Genomic DNA, 22,582 nt, shown 5'->3' on the forward strand with positions numbered 1-22,582 from the left:
CATCCGCCCTCGGGACCAGGTTGAGCCAGCAAGACTCAACGTCTCCAGGAACCGAGGAACCCATGTCCGACATCATCACCCTGCCGATCCTCTCGCTGCCCGATCTCGTTGTGCTGCCGGGCATGGTTGTTCCGGTCGAGTTGGACGGCGACAGCCGTCCGGTCATCGACGCCGCGCGCGCCGGGTCGGACGGGCAACTGCTGCTGGCTCCCCGACTCGCCGACCGTTACCCGACCTTCGGCGTGGTCGCGAGCGTCGAGCAGCTCGGGCGGCTACCCGGCGGTGGTCCGGTCGCCGTGCTGCGCGCCGGTGCTCGCGCCCGGCTCGGCTCGGGCGTGCCAGGCCCGGGGGCAGCGCTGTGGGTCGAGGCCGAGCCCGTCGAGGACGCCCCGACCACGGACGCGGTGCGCGCGTTGGCCGACGACTACCGCAAGGTCGTCATCGCGATCCTGCAGCAGCGCAACGCGTGGCAGGTCATCGACACCGTCCAGAAGGTCAGCGACCCGAGCGAGCTGGCCGACATGGCCGGCTACGCGCCGTACTTGTCGGACGAGCAGAAGCGCGAGCTGCTCGAGACGCCGGACATCGAGGCGCGTCTCGAGCGGGTGCTCGAATGGGCGCGCGAGCACTTCGCCGAGCTCGAGGTCACCGAAAAGATCCGTGATGACGTACGCGAGGGTATGGACAAGCGCCAGCGTGAGTTCCTGCTGCGTGAGCAGCTCGCTGCGATCCGCAAGGAGTTGGGCGAAGGAGAGCCAGAAGGAACGGAGGACTATCGCGCCCGCGTCGACTCCGCCGACCTGCCCGAGAAGGTCCGTGAGGCCGCGCTGCGCGAGGTCGGCAAGCTCGAGCGCGCGTCCGACCAGTCGCCCGAGGGCGGCTGGATTCGCACCTGGCTCGACACCGTCCTGGACATTCCGTGGTCGACCCGCACGGATGACAACACCGACCTGCTCACTGCGCGCGAGATCCTCGACGCCGACCACCACGGCCTCGACGACGTCAAGGACCGGATCGTGGAATACCTCGCGGTACGGTCCCGCCGCGCTACCCGTGGCCTCGAGGTCGTGGGCGGACGGGGCTCGGGTGCCGTACTGGCGCTCGTCGGACCGCCCGGCGTCGGCAAGACATCGCTGTGCGAGTCGGTCGCTCGTACTCTCGGTCGCAACTTCGTCCGCGTTTCCCTCGGTGGCGTACGGGACGAGGCCGAGATCCGCGGCCACCGCCGTACTTACGTGGGTGCGCTGCCCGGGCGGATCGTCCGGGCCATCACCGAGGCCGGCTCGATGAACCCGGTCGTGCTGCTCGATGAGATCGATAAGGTGGGTTCTGATTACCGCGGCGACCCGGCCGCCGCCCTGCTTGAAGTGCTGGACCCGGCACAGAACCACACGTTCCGCGACCACTACCTCGAGGTCGACCTCGACCTTTCCGATGTGCTGTTCCTGGCCACGGCCAATGTCGCCGACACCATTCCGCAGGCGCTGTACGACCGCATGGAGGTCGTCACCCTCGACGGTTACACCGAGGATGACAAGGTGGCCATCGCACGTACCCACCTGCTGCCCCGCCAGCTCGAACGGGCCGCGCTGGGCGCCGACGAGGTCACCGTGTCCGACGACGCGCTGCGCTCGATCGCCGGGCAGTACACCCGCGAGGCGGGGGTGCGTCAGCTCGAGCGGTCACTGGCCAAGGTGCTGCGCAAGGTGGCCACGCGCCTCGGCTCCACCGACGTCGCGTCGGTGGCTGTCGACGACGGCAACCTGCACGAGTACCTCGGTCGGCCGCGCTTCCTGCCCGAGTCGGCCGAGCGCACGGCGGTGCCGGGCGTGGCCACCGGGCTGGCGGTCACCGGGGCCGGCGGCGACGTGCTGTTCATCGAGGCCACCAGCATGGCGGGGGAGCGCGGCCTGACCCTCACCGGTCAGCTGGGCGACGTCATGAAGGAGTCCGCGCACATCGCGCTGAGCTACCTGCGCTCGCACGGCGCGTCGCACGGAATCGACGCCGCCGCGCTCGACCGCGCGCTGCACCTGCATGTGCCGGCCGGCGCGGTGCCAAAGGACGGCCCGTCGGCAGGCGTCACGATGGTCACGGCGCTGGCGTCGCTGGCCACCGGCCGCCCGGTGCGCTCCGACGTCGGAATGACCGGCGAGGTGACGCTCAACGGGCGCGTCCTGCCGATCGGCGGGGTCAAGCAGAAGCTCCTCGCCGCGCAGCGGGCTGGGCTCAAGACGGTCTTCATCCCGCAGCGCAACGAGCCGGACCTCGACGACGTCCCGGCTGAGGTGCTGGCCGAGCTCGACGTCCGCCCGGTGGGCGACGTCGGCGAGATCCTGGCCTACGCACTCGAGGCTGCGGCGGCCACGACGGTGACGGCTGCCGCCTGACCTGATCAGGTGCGCTCGGTCAGGACCTCGGCGCCGTAGGCGGTGATCGCGATGGTGTGCTCGCTGTGCGCGGTGCGGCAACCGGTCGCACTGCGCAGCGTCCAGCCGTCCGGATCGACGACGAGCTCGGCGGTGTCCGCCATGACCCATGGCTCGAGAGCTAGCAACAGACCGGGACGCAGCAGGTAGCCGCGCCCGGGGCGGCCGGAGTTCGAGACGTGCGGGTCCTGGTGCATCGTCGAGCCGACACCGTGGCCGCCGAACTCGGTGTTGACTTGGTAGCCCGCCTCGTGCAGAACCGCCCCGATCGCCGCGGAAAGGTCCCCGATGCGGGCACCCGGACCGGCCGCGGCGATGCCGGCCCGCAGTGCGCGATCGGTCGCGTCGATCAGGTCTGTGCTCTGCTCCGACGCCGAGCCGACGCCGAAGCTCACCGCGGAGTCGGCCACGAGACCACCGGTCGAAACAGCCAGGTCGAGGGTCAGCAGGTCACCGTCAACGAGGGCGTAGTCGTGCGGCCGCCCGTGCAGCACAGCGTCGTTGACGGACGTGCAGATGTAGTGACCGAACGGGCCGCGGCCGAAGGACGGGGCGTAGTCGACGTAGCAGGACTCCCCGCCGGCGTCGGTGATGAGCTCACGAGTCCACCGGTCGATCTCCAGGAGGTTCGTGCCGACCGTGCAGCGGCTCTGCAGGGTCTGCAGGATGCCGGCGACAACGGCACCCGCCTGCCGGGCTCGGGGCAGCTCGGTCGCGGCCAGGATCTCGATCATGCGCTCAGAACTGGCCGCGCAGCGCTTTGCGATCGAGCTTGCCGATGCTGGTCAGCGGCAGTTGCGCGATGATGTGGATCTCGCGCGGATACTTGATCGCCGACAGGTGCGCGCGGGCGAACTCGACCAGTTCGCCCTCGTCGACCGTCGCCCCGTCGTGCAGTTGGACGAACGCCACGATCTCCTCGCCCTGCTTGTCGTCGGGCCGGCCGACGACCGCGCACACTGCGACGGCCGGATGGCGGATCAGTGCTTCCTCCACGTCGCGCGGGTAGACGTTGAAGCCGCCACGAATGATGATGTCCTTCATCCGGTCGACGACATAGAGGTAACCGTCGTGGTCGAGGTGGCCGATGTCGCCGGTGTGGAACCACCCGTCGCGGATGGCGTGCGCGGTGGCGTCGGGGTCGTGCCAGTACCCGGTCATCAGACCGGGGCTGCGGACGCAGACCTCACCGTCGATGCTGGCCGGCGCGGGGTTGCCGTCGGCGGTCTCGATGCGAATCTCGATGCCGGGGCCGGCCGGCCCAACGCTGCCCGGTTTGGCGCGTCCCAGCGGTGTGGTCGACACCAGCGCGGCAGTCTCGGAACATCCGTACCCCTCGACGACCTCGACGCACGGCACCCGGCGGTTCCACGCCTCGAGCACCTCGGCCGGTAGCGGCGCGCTGCCACTGACAATGCGGCGCAGCGTGGACAGGTCGTAGGACTCAAGCGGCTGGGTGAGCAGCAGACGCAGCATGGTCGGCACGACGGACGCGACCTCGACGCCTTCGGTCTGAACGTGTTTCAGCCAGCCGGTTGGGTCGAACCACCGCATGAGGACGGTCCGGCTGGGGCGCACCGCATGCAGGCCCATCGTCGAGACCAGCAGCCCGTAAGCGTGGGCGAGCGGCAGCGGCAGCAACGACACCGAGTACTCGTCCTCGACACCGGCCAACACGGCAGCCCACGCCGACGAGGACAGCGCATCGTGGCTGAGCACCACGCCCTTCGAGCGGCCGGTGGTGCCGCCGGTGTAGAGCAGCGCGGCCATGCCGCTCGGGTCGACGTCGGCGAGCGGCGCCTCGTCGCCCGCAGCCAGTTCGTCGAAGCTGAGCGCGCCGTCGTTCCTCGGGCCGGTGACCACGACGTGCAGCGGCAATCCCGCGCCCGCGGCGAGCACCTTGGGCAGGAACTCCGGCGTGGTGACGATCGTGGACGCACCGGAGTCGCTCAGAGCGTGCTGTAGCTCGTCCGTACTGAGCAAGAAGAGCAACGGGGTGACGGCCCCACCCAGGCGCCATATTGCGGAGTACGTCTCCAGGACCTCCGGGCAGTTGGCCATGCAGACGGCGACCCGGTCGCCCGGCCCGATGCCCAACTCGGCCAGGCCGCCGGCGAACCGCCGAGCCCGAGCGTTGAGCCCGGCGCTCGTCCACACCCGCCCTTCGAACAGCAGGGTGCTCGAGTCGCCGAACCGGGCCTCGGCCTGCTCAGCCAGCGCCCCCAGCGAGGTGCCGAGGGGGGTGGTCAGCATCCGGGCGTCCGACGTCGTCGTCATGAGCCTGACGCTAGGCCCGCACGGTGTGGCACCGCAATGAGAGACCAACCCAACCTCGGGTGATCAACAGCGCCGAACTGTCGTGCAACGACAGTTCGGCGCTGTTGATCACGAAAGGGGGCGGTTACTTCAGTTCCGAGGAACTCTTGCCCAGCAGCCGGCGGGCGATGATGAGCTGCTGGATCTGTTGGGTGCCCTCGAAGATGTCCAGGATCTTGGAATCGCGGGCCCACTTCTCGAGCAGGGACTCCTCGCTGTAGCCCAGCGCGCCGGCGAGTTCGACGCAGCGCAGGGTGATCTCGGTGCCGACCCGGCCGGCCTTGGCCTTGGCCATCGAGGCCTGCAGCGAGTTGGGCTTGCGGTTGTCGGCCATCCATGCGGCTTCCAGGGTCAGCAGGTAGGCGGCTTCCCAGTCGGCCTCCATCTGGAGGTACGCCGCAGCCGCAGCCGGTTGCGAGAGGGCCGGCTTGTCCCAGTCCAGCTCGATGCCGGCTTCCTTGAGCAGATCCTGCGTCACGTCCAGCGCGGCGCGGGCACAGCCGACGGCCATGCCGGCAACCAGCGGACGGGTGTTGTCGAAGGTCTGCATCGCCCCGGCGAAGCCCTGATCGTCGTTGATGTCCGGCGAGCCGAGCATGTTCTCCTTGGGCACCCGGCAGTCGGTGAAGATGATCGTCGCGGTGTCCGAGGCGCGGATGCCGAGCTTGTGCTCGAGCCGCACGACCTCCATGCCCGGCGTGCCCTTCTCGACCACGAACGACTTGATCGCGGCGCGCCCCTTCGACTTGTCGAGGGTCGCCCACACGACGACGGCGTTCGAGCGACCGCCGGCGGTGACGTAGATCTTCTCGCCGTTGATGACGTACTCGTCACCGTCGAGCACCGCGGTCGTCGAGACGGCGGACGAGTCGGAACCGAAGCCCGGCTCGGTGATGGCCATCGAGGCCCACAGCTTGCCGAAGCGCTCGAGCTGCTCGTCGTTGGCGACGGAGGCGATGGCAGCGTCGCCCAGGCCCTGGCGGGGCATCGACAGCACCATGGCGACATCGCCCCAGCACGCCTCCATGACCGAGAGCACGCTGGACATGTTGGTGCCGTTGCGGTTCGTCGCGCTGCCGTCGCCCGGGTCGCGCCGCACGCCGCGGGCGCCCGTGCCACCCTCGCCGCCATCGTTCATGCCGTCGATGAGCGCAGCCAGCGCGTCGAGCTCCTTGGGGTACTCGTGCTCGGCGCGGTCGTACTTGCGCGAGATGGGCCGGAAGATCTCCAGCGACACCTGGTGCGCCTGGTTGACCAGCATGCCGAACTTCTTCGGTGTCTCCAGTGAAATCATGCCTGACCTCGCTTCGCTCGGGCCCAAGGTGCGCTGTGTCCGGTGTTCGCTCCGCTGATGCTGTACCCCCGGGTGCCGCTCATACCAGCACCACACCTTCCATGACCGCAGCCGCGCGCAGATCTCGGTACCAGCGCTCGACCGGGTGTTCCTTGACGAAGCCGTGGCCACCGAGCAGCTGCACGCCGTCGGAGCCGATCTTCATGCCGTACTCGGCGGTGAGCCGGCGGGCCAGCGCCGCCTCGCGGGCGTAGCTCAACCCTTGGTCGGCACGGGCCGCAGCGCGCAACATCGTCAGCCGCGCGCCTTCGAGCTCGATGGCGATGTCGGCGACCTTGAAGGCGACGGCCTGCCGGTTGCTGATCGGCTCGCCGAACGCCTTGCGGTCGTTCACGTAGGGGATCACGTAGTCGAGCACGGCCTTGCCGGTGCCGACGGCCAGCGCCGACCAGCCGATCCGCCCGAGCCGGATGCACTCGGCGTACACGTCGGCGGACGCGTCGCCCAGTAGCGCGGTCGCGGGCAGTGTCACGTCCTCGAACATCAACCGGGCGGTGGCCGCTGCGCGCAGGCCCATCGCCGGCTCGGCCTCGACGGTGATCCCCGTTGTGCCGGATTCGACGATGAACAGCGCCGGTGAGCCCTCGAGATCGGCGGCGACGATGAACAGCTCGGCCGTGGCCGCGCGCGGGACCAGCGACTTGGCGCCGTTGAGGACGAAGCCGTCGCCGGAGCGGGTGGCCGTCGTGTGCAGCGTAAACGGGTCGAAAAGCGGGCGGGACTCGAGTACCGCCAGCGCGGCCGCAGGGACGTCGTCGCCGACGAAAGACGGCAGGTAGGTGGACTGCTGCTCCTCGGTGCCCCACAGCACCAGTGCGTTGCCGACCGCAGCCGGTGCGAGGCAGGCCACGGCGAGACCCATGTCGCCGTGCGCCAGGGCCTCGGCCACGAGAGCGCCGGTGGTCGCCGAACGTTCGGAGCCCATTCCGCCCAGTGCCTCGGGGACCCCGACGAGCGTGACGCCGAGCTCGGTGACGGAGCGCTTGAGCAGCGTCTCGGGGGCTGCGCACTCCGAATCTGCCTCTGCCGCGACCGGGCGCAGCTGCTCGGCAGCGAATTCGGCGGTGGCCTCGACGATCATCTTCTGCTCGTCGGACGGCGTGAGGTCGAACAGCCCGGTGCCGCTCGAGGTCCTGGGCCGTTCGGCCTGACTTCGGCGGGTGACGGCGGCGAAGGAGCGGTTGGCAGCCCCGACGGAGGCGACCGCCCGGAAGCCGGCCTTGCTGCTGCTGTAGACCGCACGCTCAAGTTGCTTGCGCAGTCCGAGACGATCGATCACTCCTACGCCGGCCAATTTGTTGAGTGCGGCCAGGCCGTAGCCCATGGCATCGCGTCCCCGTGTGTTGCGCCCTGACATCGCTGCCCCCGAAACTCAGTGATACGGCAAGTTCCACATAAATCTACTCGTCAGTAGCTTTCTCGCCAAGCGGGCTGTGGGTGCGTCGGTTGCCGGGAACGTCGTGGATCTACGCTGCGTTGAACACGCTGGAAGCATCAGCACGAATCGCTCAGCGAGCGCAAGGAAGGCGATCATGGCTCAGAACCCCGTCATCAACCGGTTCGGCCGCGAGTCCGGCGGCAACTACCCCGCGCCGAGCGCCGGCCAGCTGCAGGGCATGTACGACCAGCCTGCGTATGCCGGCCCGCGCCAGGGTCAAGGTTTCATGACCCTTGACGACGTCGTCCAGCGCACTGCCGCGATGCTGGCCACGATCTTCGTTGCCGGTGCAATTGCCTGGGTCGCCCTGCCCGATTCACTGTTCGTCCCGGGCCTGATCATCGGCGCCATGGGCGGGCTCGTCCTCGGTCTGTACATGTCGTTCACCGGCAAGGTGAAGCCGGCCACCGCACTGTTGTACTCGGCCTTCGAGGGCGTCTTCCTCGGCGCGATCAGCCGGGTCTTCGAGCAGCGCTGGGACGGCATCGTCATCCAGGCCGTCGCCGGCACCACGATGGTCGCGGCGGGCATGCTGTTCGTCTACAAGATCGGCGCTATCCGGGTCACGCCCAAGTTCACTCGCATCATCGTCGGCGCCACCTTCGGGGTTGTCGGCCTGATGCTGGTCAACATGGTGGCCTACCTGTTCACCCCGGGTGGCCTCGGCCTACGCGACGGCGGCCCGCTCGCGATCGTGTTCAGCCTGGTGTGCATCGTCATCGCGGCCATGAACCTGGTGCTCGACTTCGACATGATCGAGCGCGGCATCCGTAACGGCGCGCCGCAGAAGATGGCGTGGTTGGCGGCGTTCGGCCTCACCGTCACGCTGGTCTGGCTGTATCTCGAGATCCTGCGTCTGCTCGGCAACCTGCGCCGCTAGCGCGCCAGTACACGCGCACACGACAACGGCGGGCCGGTCCCCAACCGGCCCGCCGTTGCTGTCGCGCGGGTTGTGCGTCTCCGTGCTGCGTGCTCGGACGTTCCCCACTGCCCGTCCGATCAGACTGCCTGGTTCAACGAGCATCCGAACCGCAGGTTACGTCGAGGACTCGACTCAGCTGAGCCGTTCGATGATCATGGCCATGCCCTGGCCCCCGCCGACGCACATCGTCTCCAGCCCAAACTGCTTGTCGTGCGTCCTGAGCGAGTTGATCAACGTGCTGGTGATGCGAGCCCCGGTCATCCCGAACGGGTGTCCCACGGCGATCGCGCCGCCGTTGACGTTGAGGCGGTCCATGTCGATATCGAGATCGCGCTGCGAGGCCAGGACCTGCGCGGCGAAGGCCTCGTTGATCTCGACAAGGTCGATGTCGCCGATGGACATGCCGGCCGAGGCCAGCGCCTTCTTGGTCGCCTCGACGGGTCCGAGACCCATGATCTCGGGCGACAGCCCGGACACGCCGGTAGCCACGACCCGGGCCAGCGGCGTCATACCCAGCTCGAAGGCCTTCTCGTCACTGAGGACGACGAGGGCCGCCGCGCCGTCGTTGAGCGCGCAGCAGTTGCCGGCGGTGACCCGTCCGTCGGGCCGGAACACTGGCTTGAGGCTCGACACGGCCTCGTAGGTGACCCCCGCGCGCGGTCCGTCGTCCTTCGAGACCACCGTGCCGTCAGGCAGTGTCACCGGCGTGATGTCGCGCTCCCAGAAACCGGACTCGAGCGCGGCCTCGGTGAGGTTCTGCGAGCGCACCGCGAAATGGTCCATGTCCTCGCGGCTGACGTCGGACAGCAGAGCGACGTTCTCGGCCGTCTGACCCATGGCGATGTAGACGTCGGGCAGTTGGTCGTCGACGCGCGGGTCGCGCCACTCGCCGGCGCCGGACTCGGCCACCTTGGCGGTGCGGGCCATCGCCTCGTCGTAAAGCGGGTTGCGGGTGTCGGGCCAGCCGTCGGAGCTGCCGGTGCTGAAGCGTGAGACGGTCTCGACGCCGGCGGACACGAAGGCGTGCCCCTCGCCGGCCTTGATCGCGTGGAACGCCATCCGGGTCGTCTGCAGCGACGACGAGCAGTACCGGTTGACGGTGGTGCCGGGCAGGAAGTCGTAACCGAGCTGGACGGCCACCGTCCGGCCGATGTTGAAGCCCGACTCGCCACCCGGCTGGCCGCAGCCCATGATCAGGTCATCGAGCTGGTGAACGTCGAGGTCGGGCACCTGGTCCAGCGCTGCGCGCACCATCTGGGACGCGAGGTCGTCGGGACGCATGCTGACGAGCGAACCCTTGCCGGCGCGACCGATCGGGCTGCGGGCGGTCGCGACGATGACGGCATCAGGCATGGCTTCTCCTCGGAGGTGGACTACGCGGTGTCTGGTCTTGATCGTGCCACTTCACGCGACGTCGGGCTCGTGCCGACGTCGCCAGCGCGGTCGGGGACGGGGCACCCGGCGGCGCAGCTGCGCCAGAGCGCCACGCCGGTTCTCGGTGCGGCCGAAGCGTTCGGCGCCGGCCACCTCGCTACCGGGACGCACTGCCGCCTGGGCGGCCGCGCGGGCTACCGGCTTGACGCGGCGGGTCGTGAAGACACTCGCGGAGCGCACGCGGGTCCGCAGCCCCAGCGCGTCCAGGGCCGAGGGAAGAACGGACTGCGCGGCCTCGGCGTACCCGGCGGCTGAGGGGTGGAAGAGGTCCTCGGAGAAGAAGCCGAGGTCCTGCATGAACATCGGGCCCAGCAGGTCGCCGAGCGACACCGTCCGCCCGCCTGCCTCGACCGCGGCGACGGTTTGTGCGCGAGCCATCTGACGCGACAGCCGGCGTGCGTAGGCGCGCAGCGGCTGGGCCAGCGGGCGAATTGTGCCAAGGTCGGGGCACGTGCCGACCACGACCTCGCAGCCCAGTTCCACCAGCGCACGCACGCCTTCGGCCAGGTGAGGTACGGCGTCGTCGGGTGGGATGCGGGCGGTGACGTCGTTGGCGCCGACCATGATGACGACGAGCTCCGGCCGCTTGCCGTTCAATGCCGCAACCTGCCCGGGCAGCTGCCTGGACTGTGCTCCGACGACGGCGACGTTCGTGACGTGTACCGGCCGACGGGCGGCCTCGGAGATCCCCAGGGCGATCTGCGCCGCCGGCGTTTCGTGGTTATGGCGCACGCCGTAGCCGGCGGCGGTTGAGTCCCCGAGCATGGCGATGCGGATCGGCGGCCGGCGCAGCCCCACCCCGTCTGCGGCCCAGATCGTGTCATCGGTCGGCGGTGGCGGTTCCGTGGCCTGCGGGATTCGGCGCCGGGCCAGGCGGGTCTCGGCGTGCAGGACGCCGATCAGCGCGCCGACCGCGCCGGCCGAGGCCGAGCCGAGACCCACGCCGATGACCACGGCGCGGCGGGCATGGTTGCGCGGTAACACGCCCTGGACGGTATCGCCACGGCAGCGGGTCAGTTGATGCAGCCGTGCTGCGCCGGTGCCGCCGAGCCGGACTTCGAGGGCGCGGCCGACGTCGACGAAGTCCTCGTGGACCCGCCAGGGGTCGACGAGGGCCCCGCCCGGGACGGGTGCAGCCAGCGCTGGATCTGTCTCTGCACCGTGGCGGGGTCGACGATGAGTGCCGAGCCAACGGGGGCGGGGAACATCTGCGACCCCTCGGTCGGGATCGTCTGACCCGCGATGTTGCCGCTCGTCAGGTCGAGCATCTGATGGGCGAGCGTCGTGAGACTCAGCCCGTCGTCGATGGTGAGCGTGCTCTTGATCGCGGCGATCAGGCCGTTGAGCCTCGACGGGTTGAGCAGGGTGCCGGCCGTCTCGATCTTGTTGAAGGCCGCGGCGAGGAAGTAGCGCTGGCGCGCCTCGCGACCGAAATCGTTGAGCTGATGGCCCTGGGCGTCCGAGAGGTTGTGCCGTTGACGAACGAACTCGAGCGCCTGCACCGGCGTCAGGTGATGGACGCCGGCCGACTGCACGAAGCCCGATCGGCTGTCGTCGACCGCATGGCACAGGTTGACCGTGACCCCCTTTATCGCCTGCGCGATGTGGAAAAAGCCCAGGAAGTTGACGAGGACGTAGTGGTCGATCCGCAACCCCGTGAGGTTCTTGAGCACCCGGATGAGCAGGGTGATGCCGGCGGCCTGCTTCTCCGCGTCACTGGACGACGAGGTGACCGGGAAACCGTCCGTCCCGTACTGGGCACCGTCGATGTAGGCGGCATTGATCTTGGCGTTCTTGAAGCCGGGGATCGCGACGTAGCTGTCCCGCGGGATGGAGATGAGCGTCGCCTTCGCGCCATTGGCCGGGACGTGCACGAGCAGCAGGGTGTCGGTGCTGGTCGTCGGCGACGCGGCGCCCACGTGCAGGGTCTCAATCTCCTGCGGCGTCAGGCCGGAGCGGTCGTCGTCGCCGATGACCAAGAGGTTCTGAGCCGAGCCGTCGACCTGCTTCGGTGTATCACCCCTCGCGACCGGCGCCGGCTGGCCCAGACCGCCGACCGAGACGCGGTGCAGGCCGCGCTCGAGCGAGGTGTAGGAGGTGCGGAAGTAACCGGCGCCCACGAGCAAGGACGCCGAGACGATGGCTGCCACGATCTTGCCGAGCAGCCGCAGGGCGCTGACGGTGCCGGTCCGGCCGCGGCCCGTCCGATGCTGACCCGACGGGCGGTGTAGCTGTGCGTCGGTCACTGGTGCCGCTCTCTGTCGCGTGCTGGTCGGCCCGCGCCATGCAGGTCACGATAATGTAACGGAACCGGCTCGACGGGCGACGGCGCTGCGGGCGCGGCACTCAGGTGCGGGCCGCGGGTGGCCGCCCGGTGCTGGCGATAGCGTGGGTGCATGCGCTATAGCGACTCCGTCGTCGAGCTGATCGGCGACACCCCGCTCGTACGGTTGCGGCGAACCGTCGGCCAGGAACCAGACCAGCAAGCGGGGCCGCTCGTCCTGGCCAAGGTCGAGTATTTCAATCCCGGTGGCTCGGTGAAGGACCGCATCGCAGTCCGGATGATCGACGCTGCTGAAGCCTCCGGCGAGCTGCGACCGGGCGGCACGATCGTCGAACCGACGTCGGGCAACACCGGCGTCGGGCTGGCGATCGTCGCCCAGCAGCGCGGCTACCACTGCATCTTCATCTGCCCCGACAAGGTCAGCCGCGACAAGATCAACACATTGCAGGCGTACGGCGCCGAGGTCGTCGTCTGCCCCACCGCGGTCGACCCGGCGGACCCGCGCTCCTACTACGAGGTGTCCGACCGGCTCGCGCGCGAGACGCCGGGCGGTTGGAAGCCCAACCAGTACGCGAATGTCAATAACCCGCGCTCGCACTACGAGACCACCGGGCCCGAGATCTGGGCGCAGACCGACGGGCGCATCACGCACTTCGTCACGGGAATGGGCACCGGCGGCACGATCAGCGGTGTCGGGCGCTACCTGAAGGAGCAGGCGCAGCGGGGTGGGCAGAGCATGCGGGTCGTCGGTGCCGACCCCGAGGGCTCGGTGTATTCCGGCGGTACCGGCCGCCCGTACCTCGTTGAAGGTGTGGGCGAGGACTTCTGGCCGAGCACCTACGACCGCGACGTCTGCGACGACATCATTGCGGTCAGCGATGCCGACTCCTTCGCCATGACCCGGCGGCTGGCCCGCGAGGAGGGCCTACTCGTCGGCGGCTCGTGCGGCATGGCCGTGGTGGCCGCGGCCGAGGTGGCCCGCACCGCCGGCCCGGACGACGTCATCGTGGTGCTCCTCCCCGACGGCGGCCGTGGCTACCTGTCCAAGATCTTCAACGACGAATGGCTCAGCGACTACGGCTTCGTAGAGGCGCCCGGGCAGGAAACGGTGGGTGACATCCTCCGGGCCAAATCCGGCGAGACACCGTCGCTGGTGCACGCGCACCCCAGCGAAACCGTCCGCGACGCCATCGACATCCTGCGCGAGTACGGCGTCTCGCAGATGCCGATTGTCAAGGCCGAGCCGCCCATCACGGCCGGCGAGGTCGTCGGGTCCGTGTCGGAACGCGCCTTGCTCGAGGCGCTGTTCGCCGGTTCGGCGGTACTGGCCGATGCACTCGAGCCACACATGTCCGAGAGCCTGCCGATCATCGGGTCGGGGGAGCCGGTCTCGGCGGCCGTCGCCGCTCTCGAGTCGGCCGACGCGCTGCTCGTGCACATCGACGGCAAGCCGACGGGCGTGATCACCCGCCAGGACCTGCTGGGTCACCTGGCCGGTATCTGACGCGTCAATCGACCAATCGGGCCGGGTCCAACGCGGCAGCGTGCTCGGCATCCTCGCCGCGAGCGAGCGCAGCCGCGGTTCGGGCCAGGGCCGGCGCGGTCTGAATGCCGTACCCGCCCTGACCGGCGAGCCAGAACAGCCCCTCCGCCACGGGGTCGAAACCAACCACCGGCGTGCGGTCGGCCACGAAGCTGCGCAGCCCGGCCCACGCTGATCGCACGTGCCGGATGTCCAGGGTCGTCACCTCGTTGATCGTTTGTATCGCGCGGGCGATCTCGAGTTCGTCGGGACGTGCGTCGGCCGGCGCCTGGGGCGTCTCGTCGGCCGGTGAGCACAGCAGCCGGCCGGTGTCGGGCTTGACGTAGAACGAGTCCGGGACGTCGCCGAACATCGGCGCCGCGGCGGACGGTGGGGCGTCGACAAGGAACGCTGTTCGGCGCAGCGGCTGGAGTCCGACGCGGATCCCGCCGAACCGGCCCGCGACGTCGTCGGCCCATGCGCCGGCGGCGTTGATCACCATCGGCGCCTGCCAGCTGGTGCCGGTGGTGTCGACGACCGTCCACACGCCGTGCGCCCGGCAGGCCGACACCGCGCCGGCGGACACCTTGGTGTGGCCGCCGCGCGTTCGCAGGGTGCGCACGTAGTGCTGGTGCAGCCCGTGGACGTCGATCTCCTGTGCACCGGGCTCGAGCAGCGCGAGCTCGATGCACTCGGGCCGCAGCAGCGGTTGTAGCGCTGCGGCCTCCTCCGGGCTCAGCAGCTCGACGTCAGGAGCGAGTGCGCGCGTGCTCGCGTACATGTCGCGGATCGCGTCGCCGTGCCCGCGCAGCCCGACGTTCAGGCTGGGCAACGGGGTGAGCAGGTCGAGCTCGTCGAACAGGGCCCGGCTGGCCACGGTGAGCGCGCGGATGACTGGGCCACCGTAGGTCTCGAGGAACATCGCGGCGGAGCGTCCCGTGGTGTGGAAGGCGAACGTCGCCTCCTGGTCGAGCACGGTCACCTGACGGTCTGCAGCGAGCTGGGCACCCACCGAGACGCCGGCCATCCCGCCGCCGAGCACCAAGACGTCGGTGGTGCGTGAGGTCATGTCCTGAGGATCGCACCGTTGCACTCGGTAGCGTCGTGGGCATGAGCGGTTTTGACACCTTGGCGATCCACGCGGGCCAGGAGCCCGACCCGTACACCGGCTCCGTGGCCGTCCCGATCTATGCAACGTCGACGTTCAAACAGGACGGCGTCGGAGGACTGCGGGGCGGCTACGAATACAGCCGCAGCGCGAACCCCACCCGCACCGCGCTGGAGGAAGCGTTGGCGGCGCTGGAGAACGGTGCTCGGGGCCTCGCGTTCGCCAGTGGGCTCGCGGCCGAGGACGCCGTCTTTCGCACCGTCTGCCGGCCAGGTGACCACGTTATCCTGCCCGGCGACGCGTACGGCGGCACCTTCCGGTTGGTGGCCAAGGTGCTTGCCAATTGGGGCGTCGAGTACACGCCGGTGCCGCTCGGCGACCTCGACGCGGTCCGCGAGGCGGTGCGGCCGAACACCAAGATCCTGTGGTGCGAGACGCCGACCAACCCGCTGCTCGGCATCGCCGACGTCGCGGGGTTGGCCACGATTGCGCACGACGCGGGCGTGCTGCTCGTCGTCGACAACACGTTCGCGTCGCCCTACCTGCAGCAACCGATCGCGCTCGGCGCCGACGTTGTCGTGCACTCAACCACCAAGTACCTCGGTGGACACTCCGACGTCATTGGCGGGGCGCTCATCGCGGCCGACGCCGCGCTGGGCGAGGAGCTGGCGTTCCACCAGAACGCAATGGGCGCAATCGCCGGCCCGTTCGATGCATGGCTGGTGCTGCGTGGCATCAAGACCCTGGCCGTCCGCATGGACCGGCACTGCGACAACGCTGAGCGTGTCGTCGAGTTCCTGTCCGACCACCCGGCCGTCGCTTCCGTGCTTTATCCGGGCCTGTCCACGCATCCCGGCCATGACGTTGCTGCGCGGCAGATGCGCCGCTTCGGCGGCATGGTGTCCTTCACGCTGCGCGGCGGCGCCGAGACGGCGCTCAAGGTGTGTGGTCTGGTATCGGTCTTCACGCTCGGCGAGTCGCTCGGCGGTGTCGAGTCGCTCATCGAGCACCCCGGCCGGATGACGCACGCCAGCGTCGCCGGCTCGCCCCTCGAGGTGCCTGATGATCTGGTTCGGCTGTCGGTGGGGATAGAGAACATTGAAGATCTGATCGACGATTTGGCTTCGGCGTTGGCCTGAGGGGTTCTGAGGCACCGCAAAGGCGCGGCGACGAGAACGTTTTGATCTTGGTTGCGGTTGGTCCTCGGGTCACTGTTCGCTCACCGCGAAAGTGCTTCTACCCCCCGGATTTGCTGGGCTGCAGGGTGTTCAGGCGGGGTGGTTTCGGGTAGAATCAAACACATGAGCGAGACACTTCAGCTGACGCGCCGGCAGGCGCTGTTCGCGGAAGTTGAACGGGCTTTGCGTGAGCTCGCCGCCCTGGATCACACCGGCTACAGCGACGACGACGCGGTCAGCGCGATCCGCGACCACGAGCGGCTGCGCCGGTTGATCGAACCCGTCGATCACGCCCTGATCTTGGACATCGAGCGTCGCGGCATCCCGGCCCGGGCGCTGGCCCGCGGCACCGGCGGCTGGTTGCGGGCGGCGTTGACCATCGACATCCACGAGGCCACCGCCCGGGTCCGGGCCGCGCACGCCGCCGGCACCCGCCGCACCCTGCTCGGCCAACCGCTGCCCGCGCGGTATCCGGCGGTTGCTGCGGCGCAAGCCGACGGGCAGCTGGCCGCGAGGCAGGCCCGGGTGATCACCTGCATGTTGGACAAGCTGCCCGACACAGTCCTGGAGCGGGTGCCCGAGGTGGAGGCGGCGTTGGTCGACAGCGCGCAGCGTTATGACGCCAGCGCCTTGCAGAAGCTAGCCGATCGGCACCGCGACTGGCTCGACCCGGACGGCACACTCGACGACGTCGAGAAGCGGCGCCGGGAGCGGGACCTGCGGTTCACCCAACGCCCCGACGGGTCCTGCACCGGCAGCTTCGAGGGCACCGCGGAGCTGGCGGAAGTGCTGCAGGTCGCGTTCGACTCCCTCGGCGCCCCGACACCGGAAACCAACGGTGTGAAAGACCCCCGCTCGGCGGGGCAGCGGCGTCACGACGCCCTACTCGACGCCCTCAAGATCACGGTCGGGTCCGGATCGCTGGAGAAGTCCGGTGGGGTGCTGGCCACGATCATTCTGACCATGACCGCGCAGGACTACGCCACCGGTACCGGCTTCGCGAGCACCGGCCACGGCGCGCAAGTCCCCACCCGCGAGGCGATGAGCTGGGCCGGCGGCGACTACCGCCTCTTCCTGACCGTGCTGGACTCCGTGAAAGGGATCACCGCCTACTCCAGCACCCACCGGCTGTTCACCGAAGGACAACGCCTAGCCATGATCGCCCGAGACGGCGGGTGCGCGTTCCCCGGTTGCCTCGCCCCGCCAGGCTGGTGCCAAGCCGCGCACATCATCGACTACATCAACGGCGGACCAACCACCGTGGCCAACGGCATGCTGCTGTGCGGGTTCCACCATCGCGAGTACGTCCGGCAGGGCTGGACCGTCCGCCTCGTTGACGGCCGACCAGAATGGACGCCGCCACGATGGATCGATCCCGAGCAAAAACCCATCCGCAGCTAGCAGGGCGGGCGAGTTTGCGATGTCCTAGTCGCAGTCAAGATCAGTGAAGCGATACGAGGCCACCGTGGCGCCCTTGCGATCGAGGCCAAGCGGCAGAGCACAAGGCGCTCGGTGCGGATCGGGTAAGCGGGACGCAGCACCGGAGCAGGGTGGCCGCGCCCCGACAACCTCGTCGTCCGGCTACCGTCGGACTCATGGGCGAGTGGGGCGAGTGCACCGCAGCGGCGATCTGGGACGAGCGCTACCTCGAGTACGACTTCGGTGATCATCCGATGAACCCGGTGCGCCTCGACCTCACCATCCGCCTGGCCCGCGAACTCGGCGTGCTCGACCGGCTGCAGGTCACGCCGACGGTGGCTGCTGACGAGACGCAGCTGCTCACTGTCCACTCCGCTGACTACCTCGACGCGGTACGCACAGCGAGCGAGGACCAGGACTTCGAGGGCTTCGGGTTGGGCACGAGCGACGACCCGGTGTTCCTCGGGATGTACGACGTGTCGGCGTTGATCGCCGGCGGCTCGGCCGCGGCGGCGATGCAGGTGTGGACCGGCAAGGCCGATCATGCGGTGAACATCGCGGGCGGGCTGCACCACGCGATGCGCGACCATGCGTCCGGGTTCTGCATCTTCAACGACGTCGTGCTGGCGATCCGCTCGTTGCTCGACGCCGGGGCACAGAAGGTCGCCTACATAGACATAGACGTCCACCACGGCGACGGCGTGCAGGCCGCGTTCTACGACGACCCGCGGGTGCTGACCGTCAGCCTGCACCAGGATCCGCGCACGCTGTTCCCCGGTACCGGCCTGCCCGCGGAACTCGGCGAGGGCGCCGCGGCCGGCACGTCGGTCAACGTGGCCCTGCCGCCCGGCACCCAGGACGCCGGCTGGCTGCGAGCCTTCCGCGCCGTCGTCCCAGGCGTCGTCCGCGCATTCGACCCCGACGTCCTGGTGACACAGTGCGGCTGCGACACCCACCACGAGGACCCGCTGGCGAACCTGGGGTTGACGGTCGACGGGCAGCGGGCCGCGATCGCCGAGCTGCACGAACTCGCGCACCGCTACGCAGGCGGCAAGTGGGTCGCCTTCGGCGGCGGTGGGTACGGCGTCATCCGCTGCGTCCCGCGCACCTGGACGCACCTGCTGGCCGAGGCGTCCGGCGTGCAGGTAGCGCCGGAGAGGGACGTTCCTGCTGTATGGACGGACTACCTGCGCGGGCGCGGCGTCAGCGGCGAGCTGCCGACCACGATGGGCGAAGGTGGGTTGCCCGAGATCCCGGCGTGGGAGCCCGGCGGCGAGGGCTGGCTCGACGGCGCGATCGCTGCCACCAGACGCGCGGTGTTCCCGCTGCACGGCCTCGACCCCTTTGACCCAAGAGATTAGTGACCCCCGTGACTGAGCCCGACGATGTCGACGACGCCGACTGGCCGGAGGCGCCGAAGCACTGGGAGGCCGACGTCGTCGCGGCCGACGGCGGCACCGTGCACCTGCGTCCCATCCGGCCGAGCGACGCCGATGCGCTCGTCACCTTCCACTCCGGGCTCTCGCAGCGCACCCGCTACCTGCGCTATTTCTCTGCCTACCCCCGCATCCCACCGCGCGACCTGTACCGCTTCACGCACGTCGATCACCACGACCGCGTCGCCTTCGTCGTCGAGTTGGCTGGGCAGATCATCGCCGTCGGCCGCTACGAACGGCTCGACAAGACCGGTGACGCCGAGGTCGCGTTCGTCGTCGCCGATCGGCACCAGGGACGCGGCATCGGCTCGGTGTTGCTCGAGCACCTGGCTGCCGCGGCCCGGGAGCGCGGCCTGCAGCGCTTCATAGCCGTCGTGCTGGCCGAGAACGAAACGATGATCCGGGTCTTCCGGTTGGCCGGGTACGAGACCACCCGGCACGTCGAGTACGGCGAGGTGACGCTCGAGTTCGCGGTCGACGAGACCGCAGTGACCGATCGCGTCATGCGCGAGCGCGAGCAACGGGCCGAGGCACGCTCGATCGGCCGGCTGCTGCATCCGACGTCGGTGGCGGTGGTCGGAGCGAGCAACGACTCCGGCAAGCTCGGCAATGCGGTGTTCCACAACCTGCTGCGGATGAACTTCGACGGCCCGCTGTACCCGATCAATCCCGACGCGCGGCACGTCGGTGGCGTCCGCGCCTACGCCTCGGTGCTCGACGTCCCGGACGACATCGACCTGGTCGTCATTGCAGTGCCGGCCGTCAGCGTCGCCGGCGTGGTCGACGAGTGCGCGCAGCGCGGCGTGCGCGGACTCGTCGTCATCAGCGGCGGGTTCGGCGAGCGTGGTGCCGACGACGAGCGCGACGCCGGTCGTGCCGCGCAGCGCGAGCTCATCGACGCCGCCCGCAATCACGGCATCCGGGTCGTCGGCCCGAACTGCCTGGGGATCCTGAACACCGACCCGGCCGTACAGCTCAACGCGTCGCTGGCGCCGTTGGCGCCGCTCGTCGGCCGGGCCGGGTTCTTCTGCCAGTCGGGCGCGCTCGGCGTTGCCGTGCTCGGCGAGGCGTCGCGCCGCGGGCTCGGGGTGTCGACGTTCGTCTCGGCCGGCAACCGCGCCGACGTCTCGGGCAACGACCTCATGCAGTACTGGGAGACCGACCCGGACACCGACGTCGTGCTCATGTACCTCGAGAGCTTCGGCAACCCGCGGAAGTTCGCGCGGGTGGCCCGCCGGCTCGGGCGCACCAAGCCGATCGTCGCTGTGAAGGGCGGCGCGACGATGGTCGCTCCCGGCCTGGCGTACACGTCGGTGGAGGTACCCGAGATCAGCGTCCGTGCGCTGTTCGAGGCGTCGGGGGTCATCCGCGTCGAGACCCTCGGCGACCTGTTCGACGTCGCGCTGCTGTTGACCTCACAGCCGCTGCCGGACGGTCCACGGGTGGCCGTGGTCGGCAACTCGACCGCGCTCGGCACGCTCGTCATCAACGGCCTGGAGGAGCAGGACCTGCAGCTCGCCCGGCTTGACGACATCGGGGTCGACGGTTCGGCCGAGGCGCTGGAGGCAACGCTGCGCGAGGCCCTCAACGACCCCGGCGTCGACGCGGCCGTCGTGGTGTTCGTGCCGCCGCTGCAGCGCGGATCGTCCGAAGACGTCGCGGTAGCGCTGCGCACGGTCGCCGGGCAGAGCGACAAGCCGGTGCTCTCGACGTTCCTCGGCTTCGAGGGCGTGCCCGGTGGGCTGGCCGCAGTTGGTAACACCTCGCCGGCACCCGGATCGGTGCCGTCGTACGCATCACCCGAGCGGGCTGTGCGCGCGCTCGCCCGGGCCGTCCGGTACTCGATGTGGCGCCAGCGCGACCCGGGCGTCATCCGCACCTTCGACGACGTCGATCTACCGGCGGCGCGGGCGTTCGTCGCCGACCTGCTGCGCGACGCCCCACGTGGGCGCGATCTGGATGTCGACGAATCCCGCACGCTGCTGTCGCACCTCGGCATCGAGCTCGCCGACGGCATGCTGGCCGCGCCCGCCGACGGGATCGACGTGGTGTTCACCGCGCACGACGACAAGTCGTTCGGCGTGCTGGTGTCCTTCGGGGTGCGGGGCGTGGCCATCGACCTGCTCGGCGACCGCGCGTACGCCACGGTGCCGGTGACCACCACCGATGCCGACGATCTCATCTCTGCGCCGCGCGCCGCGCCGCTGCTTGACGGTTACGGCGGGGGAGTGGTGGCCGACCGCGACGCGCTGGCCGAGGTGGCGATGCGGCTGTCCGCCGCAGCTGATGCCCTGCCCGAGATCGCCGAGTGCACGCTCGGCGTCACCGCAGTCGCCGACGGCGCGATGGTGACCACGGCGCAGGTCTGGATCGGCCCGCCGTCCGCGCGCGCCGACACCGGGCCCCGCCGCCTGCGCGGCCTGTAGCGCCGGCTCAGCGGGCCGCGGCGAGCTGAGCTTTCAGGGTCGCCGGCGGTCGCCAGTTGTAACGCGCGGCAGTGCCGTTGCTGATCGGTTCGTTGCAGTCCGGAACGCTGATATCAGTGGTCACGGTGGGCAGCACAGTGCCGTCGCCGGTGACCGGGATGAGCGCGAGCAACGTTGTCTCACCGGTGGCGATATCAGGGCACAGGATTGGCTGCCGTGCGGGAGATGCACCCTCGATGCTGTCGGTCAGGGCTGTGGCCGCGCTGCCGGTGAGCGTCACCTGCCGCGGGGCCGCGGCATCGGTGTAGCTGCAGACGACGAGCGTGTGCACCGGCGCGGTGAACATCGCCATCTTCGGCGCGGTGGTCGGCACTCGAACCGGCGGATCTATCGGCCGCGGAGCGGAGCTTGGACAGGTGACGGAAACGGCCCCAGGAGAACTCGTCGCGGGAGAGCTTGGCGTAACCGAGAGCGGTCGTGAATGGAAATGCGATGCGCTCGCGGACGGGTCCGCGCTCTGCTGGTTGCCTTCAGAGCCGCCCCAGATCACCGCGCCGCCGACGGCTGCGGCCACGACGACGATCACCGCAGCCGCAATACCCAGCACCCGCGTGCGCCGCTGCCCTCGGCCGGCACGGATGTGCGCAACCAGGGCATCAACGTCGGGACGGTAGTCGCCCTCGCCGTCGCGCAGTGCGGCCCGGAGATCCGACTCGCTGGGGCTCATGACGTGGTTCCTCCCGAAGCGCTCGTCGCCTCGACCCGGAGCCGGGCGAGTGCGCGGGCGCAGCTGCTCTTGACGGTGCCGACCGGGACGCCGAGCGTCTCGGCGGTGTCGCGTTCGGACAGATCGCAGTAGTAGCGCAGGACGACGACGGCCCGCTCGCGTGCAGACAGCTCGGCCAGCAGCCGGCGCAACTCGTCGCGTAGGTCGGACGACGCGAGCGCGCCGTCGACGTCCGGCGTCTCGGGCAGCTGCTCGGTCGGCCGCTCGCCCCACCACCGCCGGCGCGACTGGTCGATGTGCGCCGTCACGAGCGCCCGCCGGACATAGGGCAGCGGCGCGTCGATGCGCTCCCACTTCTGGTACAGCCGGGTCAGTGCGGTTTGGACGAGGTCCTCGCTGCGGTGGTGGTCGCCGGTCAGCAGCCGGGCGGCGTGCTGCAGGGTGGCGCCGTGCGTCTCGACGAACGCGCGGAAGCCGGCCTCGTCACGCACGGATGGTCCCCACAACAGGTGAGACGAGCTGAGACCTGGCAGAGGTTCGCCGACCACCGTTCACCTGGATGCTGCCTCCTCGTCGGGTTCAGCCGAGA

General features: G+C 69.7%; 17 protein-coding genes. 7 read left to right on the plus strand and 10 right to left on the minus strand.

Annotated features, from left to right (window positions below):
• The first annotated feature begins 62 nt into the window (after positions 1-62).
• A complete protein-coding gene (lon, locus tag ACFFC4_RS07795) occupies positions 63-2,390 on the plus strand; it encodes an endopeptidase La (RefSeq protein WP_375499474.1) in 2,328 nt (775 codons plus the stop codon).
• Positions 2,391-2,395: 5 nt separating this feature from the next.
• On the opposite strand, the gene map is transcribed toward lon, so the two are convergent.
• The 4 genes from map to ACFFC4_RS07815 all read right to left on the minus strand — a co-directional run bounded on the left by map (position 2,396) and on the right by ACFFC4_RS07815 (position 7,423).
• Positions 2,396-3,163, minus strand: coding sequence for a type I methionyl aminopeptidase (gene map, locus ACFFC4_RS07800; RefSeq protein WP_375499476.1), 768 nt, complete (start codon positions 3,161-3,163; stop codon positions 2,396-2,398).
• A gap of 4 nt (positions 3,164-3,167) precedes the next feature.
• Positions 3,168-4,706 carry a class I adenylate-forming enzyme family protein gene (locus tag ACFFC4_RS07805; protein WP_375499478.1) on the minus strand — a complete coding sequence of 513 codons (1,539 nt, stop codon included), beginning with the start codon at positions 4,704-4,706 and terminating at the stop codon, positions 3,168-3,170.
• Positions 4,707-4,830: 124 nt separating this feature from the next.
• On the minus strand, positions 4,831-6,039 hold the full coding sequence (locus ACFFC4_RS07810; RefSeq protein ID WP_375499480.1) for an acyl-CoA dehydrogenase family protein: 1,209 nt from the start codon (positions 6,037-6,039) through the stop codon (positions 4,831-4,833).
• A 79-nt stretch (positions 6,040-6,118) separates the two neighbouring features.
• A complete protein-coding gene (locus ACFFC4_RS07815; RefSeq protein ID WP_375499482.1) occupies positions 6,119-7,423 on the minus strand; it encodes an acyl-CoA dehydrogenase family protein in 1,305 nt (434 codons plus the stop codon).
• Positions 7,424-7,631: 208 nt separating this feature from the next.
• On the opposite strand from ACFFC4_RS07815, the gene ACFFC4_RS07820 reads away from it, so the two are divergent.
• On the plus strand, positions 7,632-8,417 hold the full coding sequence (locus ACFFC4_RS07820) for a Bax inhibitor-1/YccA family protein (RefSeq protein WP_375499484.1): 786 nt from the start codon (positions 7,632-7,634) through the stop codon (positions 8,415-8,417).
• 174 nt (positions 8,418-8,591) lie between these two features.
• Here ACFFC4_RS07820 and ACFFC4_RS07825 read toward each other — a convergent pair whose 3' ends face one another.
• Genes ACFFC4_RS07825 through ACFFC4_RS07835 form a run of 3 tightly spaced genes read right to left on the minus strand, consistent with a single transcriptional unit; the run spans position 8,592 to position 12,139 of the window.
• Complete coding sequence (locus ACFFC4_RS07825; RefSeq protein WP_375499486.1) at positions 8,592-9,812, minus strand: acetyl-CoA C-acetyltransferase; 1,221 nt, start codon at positions 9,810-9,812, stop codon at positions 8,592-8,594.
• A gap of 51 nt (positions 9,813-9,863) precedes the next feature.
• Entirely contained in the window at positions 9,864-10,877 is a 1,014-nt protein-coding gene (locus tag ACFFC4_RS07830) for an SGNH/GDSL hydrolase family protein (protein WP_375499488.1), read from the minus strand.
• 29 nt (positions 10,878-10,906) lie between these two features.
• Entirely contained in the window at positions 10,907-12,139 is a 1,233-nt protein-coding gene (locus ACFFC4_RS07835; protein ID WP_375499490.1) for an LCP family protein, read from the minus strand.
• Between the two features lie 150 nt (positions 12,140-12,289).
• Between ACFFC4_RS07835 and ACFFC4_RS07840 the strand changes: the two genes are divergently transcribed.
• A complete protein-coding gene (locus ACFFC4_RS07840; RefSeq protein WP_375499492.1) occupies positions 12,290-13,681 on the plus strand; it encodes a cystathionine beta-synthase in 1,392 nt (463 codons plus the stop codon).
• 4 nt (positions 13,682-13,685) lie between these two features.
• Here the strand turns inward: ACFFC4_RS07840 and ACFFC4_RS07845 are convergent, their stop codons facing one another.
• Positions 13,686-14,768 (minus strand): NAD(P)/FAD-dependent oxidoreductase, encoded by a 1,083-nt coding sequence (locus ACFFC4_RS07845; protein ID WP_375499494.1) that lies wholly within the window; start codon positions 14,766-14,768, stop codon positions 13,686-13,688.
• Positions 14,769-14,809: 41 nt separating this feature from the next.
• Between ACFFC4_RS07845 and ACFFC4_RS07850 the strand changes: the two genes are divergently transcribed.
• The 4 genes from ACFFC4_RS07850 to ACFFC4_RS07865 all read left to right on the plus strand — a co-directional run bounded on the left by ACFFC4_RS07850 (position 14,810) and on the right by ACFFC4_RS07865 (position 21,266).
• Entirely contained in the window at positions 14,810-15,946 is a 1,137-nt protein-coding gene (locus ACFFC4_RS07850) for a cystathionine gamma-synthase (protein ID WP_375499496.1), read from the plus strand.
• A 162-nt stretch (positions 15,947-16,108) separates the two neighbouring features.
• Positions 16,109-17,386: a DUF222 domain-containing protein gene (locus ACFFC4_RS07855; protein WP_375499498.1), complete on the plus strand. Its 1,278-nt coding sequence runs from the start codon at positions 16,109-16,111 to the stop codon at positions 17,384-17,386.
• A gap of 194 nt (positions 17,387-17,580) precedes the next feature.
• Positions 17,581-18,765, plus strand: a complete 1,185-nt coding sequence (locus ACFFC4_RS07860) for an acetoin utilization protein AcuC (RefSeq protein ID WP_375499500.1) — start codon at positions 17,581-17,583, stop codon at positions 18,763-18,765.
• 8 nt (positions 18,766-18,773) lie between these two features.
• Entirely contained in the window at positions 18,774-21,266 is a 2,493-nt protein-coding gene (locus ACFFC4_RS07865) for a GNAT family N-acetyltransferase (protein ID WP_375499502.1), read from the plus strand.
• 7 nt (positions 21,267-21,273) lie between these two features.
• Here ACFFC4_RS07865 and ACFFC4_RS07870 read toward each other — a convergent pair whose 3' ends face one another.
• Both ACFFC4_RS07870 and ACFFC4_RS07875 read right to left on the minus strand, forming a co-directional pair.
• A complete protein-coding gene (locus tag ACFFC4_RS07870; protein WP_375499504.1) occupies positions 21,274-21,993 on the minus strand; it encodes a hypothetical protein in 720 nt (239 codons plus the stop codon).
• Positions 21,990-22,484, minus strand: coding sequence for a SigE family RNA polymerase sigma factor (locus tag ACFFC4_RS07875; RefSeq protein ID WP_375499506.1), 495 nt, complete (start codon positions 22,482-22,484; stop codon positions 21,990-21,992). The genes ACFFC4_RS07870 and ACFFC4_RS07875 overlap by 4 nt, the downstream gene beginning before the upstream one ends.
• Positions 22,485-22,582 lie beyond the last annotated feature (98 nt).

It is taken from the genome of uncultured Jatrophihabitans sp., assembly GCF_964244045.1.
Taxonomy (GTDB): Bacteria; Actinomycetota; Actinomycetes; order Mycobacteriales; family Jatrophihabitantaceae; genus Jatrophihabitans.

What these genes read in the sequence shown, in the direction of transcription:
- lon (WP_375499474.1), top strand. Translation starts at nt 63, where the DNA reads ATGTCCGACATCATCACCCTGCCGATCCTCTCGCTGCCCGATCTCGTT.
- map (WP_375499476.1), bottom strand. Translation starts at nt 3,163, where the DNA reads ATGATCGAGATCCTGGCCGCGACCGAGCTGCCCCGAGCCCGGCAGGCG.
- ACFFC4_RS07805 (WP_375499478.1), bottom strand. Translation starts at nt 4,706, where the DNA reads ATGACGACGACGTCGGACGCCCGGATGCTGACCACCCCCCTCGGCACC.
- ACFFC4_RS07810 (WP_375499480.1), bottom strand. Translation starts at nt 6,039, where the DNA reads ATGATTTCACTGGAGACACCGAAGAAGTTCGGCATGCTGGTCAACCAG.
- ACFFC4_RS07815 (WP_375499482.1), bottom strand. Translation starts at nt 7,423, where the DNA reads ATGGGCTACGGCCTGGCCGCACTCAACAAATTGGCCGGCGTAGGAGTG.
- ACFFC4_RS07820 (WP_375499484.1), top strand. Translation starts at nt 7,632, where the DNA reads ATGGCTCAGAACCCCGTCATCAACCGGTTCGGCCGCGAGTCCGGCGGC.
- ACFFC4_RS07825 (WP_375499486.1), bottom strand. Translation starts at nt 9,812, where the DNA reads ATGCCTGATGCCGTCATCGTCGCGACCGCCCGCAGCCCGATCGGTCGC.
- ACFFC4_RS07840 (WP_375499492.1), top strand. Translation starts at nt 12,290, where the DNA reads ATGCGCTATAGCGACTCCGTCGTCGAGCTGATCGGCGACACCCCGCTC.
- ACFFC4_RS07845 (WP_375499494.1), bottom strand. Translation starts at nt 14,768, where the DNA reads ATGACCTCACGCACCACCGACGTCTTGGTGCTCGGCGGCGGGATGGCC.
- ACFFC4_RS07850 (WP_375499496.1), top strand. Translation starts at nt 14,810, where the DNA reads ATGAGCGGTTTTGACACCTTGGCGATCCACGCGGGCCAGGAGCCCGAC.
- ACFFC4_RS07855 (WP_375499498.1), top strand. Translation starts at nt 16,109, where the DNA reads ATGAGCGAGACACTTCAGCTGACGCGCCGGCAGGCGCTGTTCGCGGAA.
- ACFFC4_RS07860 (WP_375499500.1), top strand. Translation starts at nt 17,581, where the DNA reads ATGGGCGAGTGGGGCGAGTGCACCGCAGCGGCGATCTGGGACGAGCGC.
- ACFFC4_RS07870 (WP_375499504.1), bottom strand. Translation starts at nt 21,993, where the DNA reads ATGAGCCCCAGCGAGTCGGATCTCCGGGCCGCACTGCGCGACGGCGAG.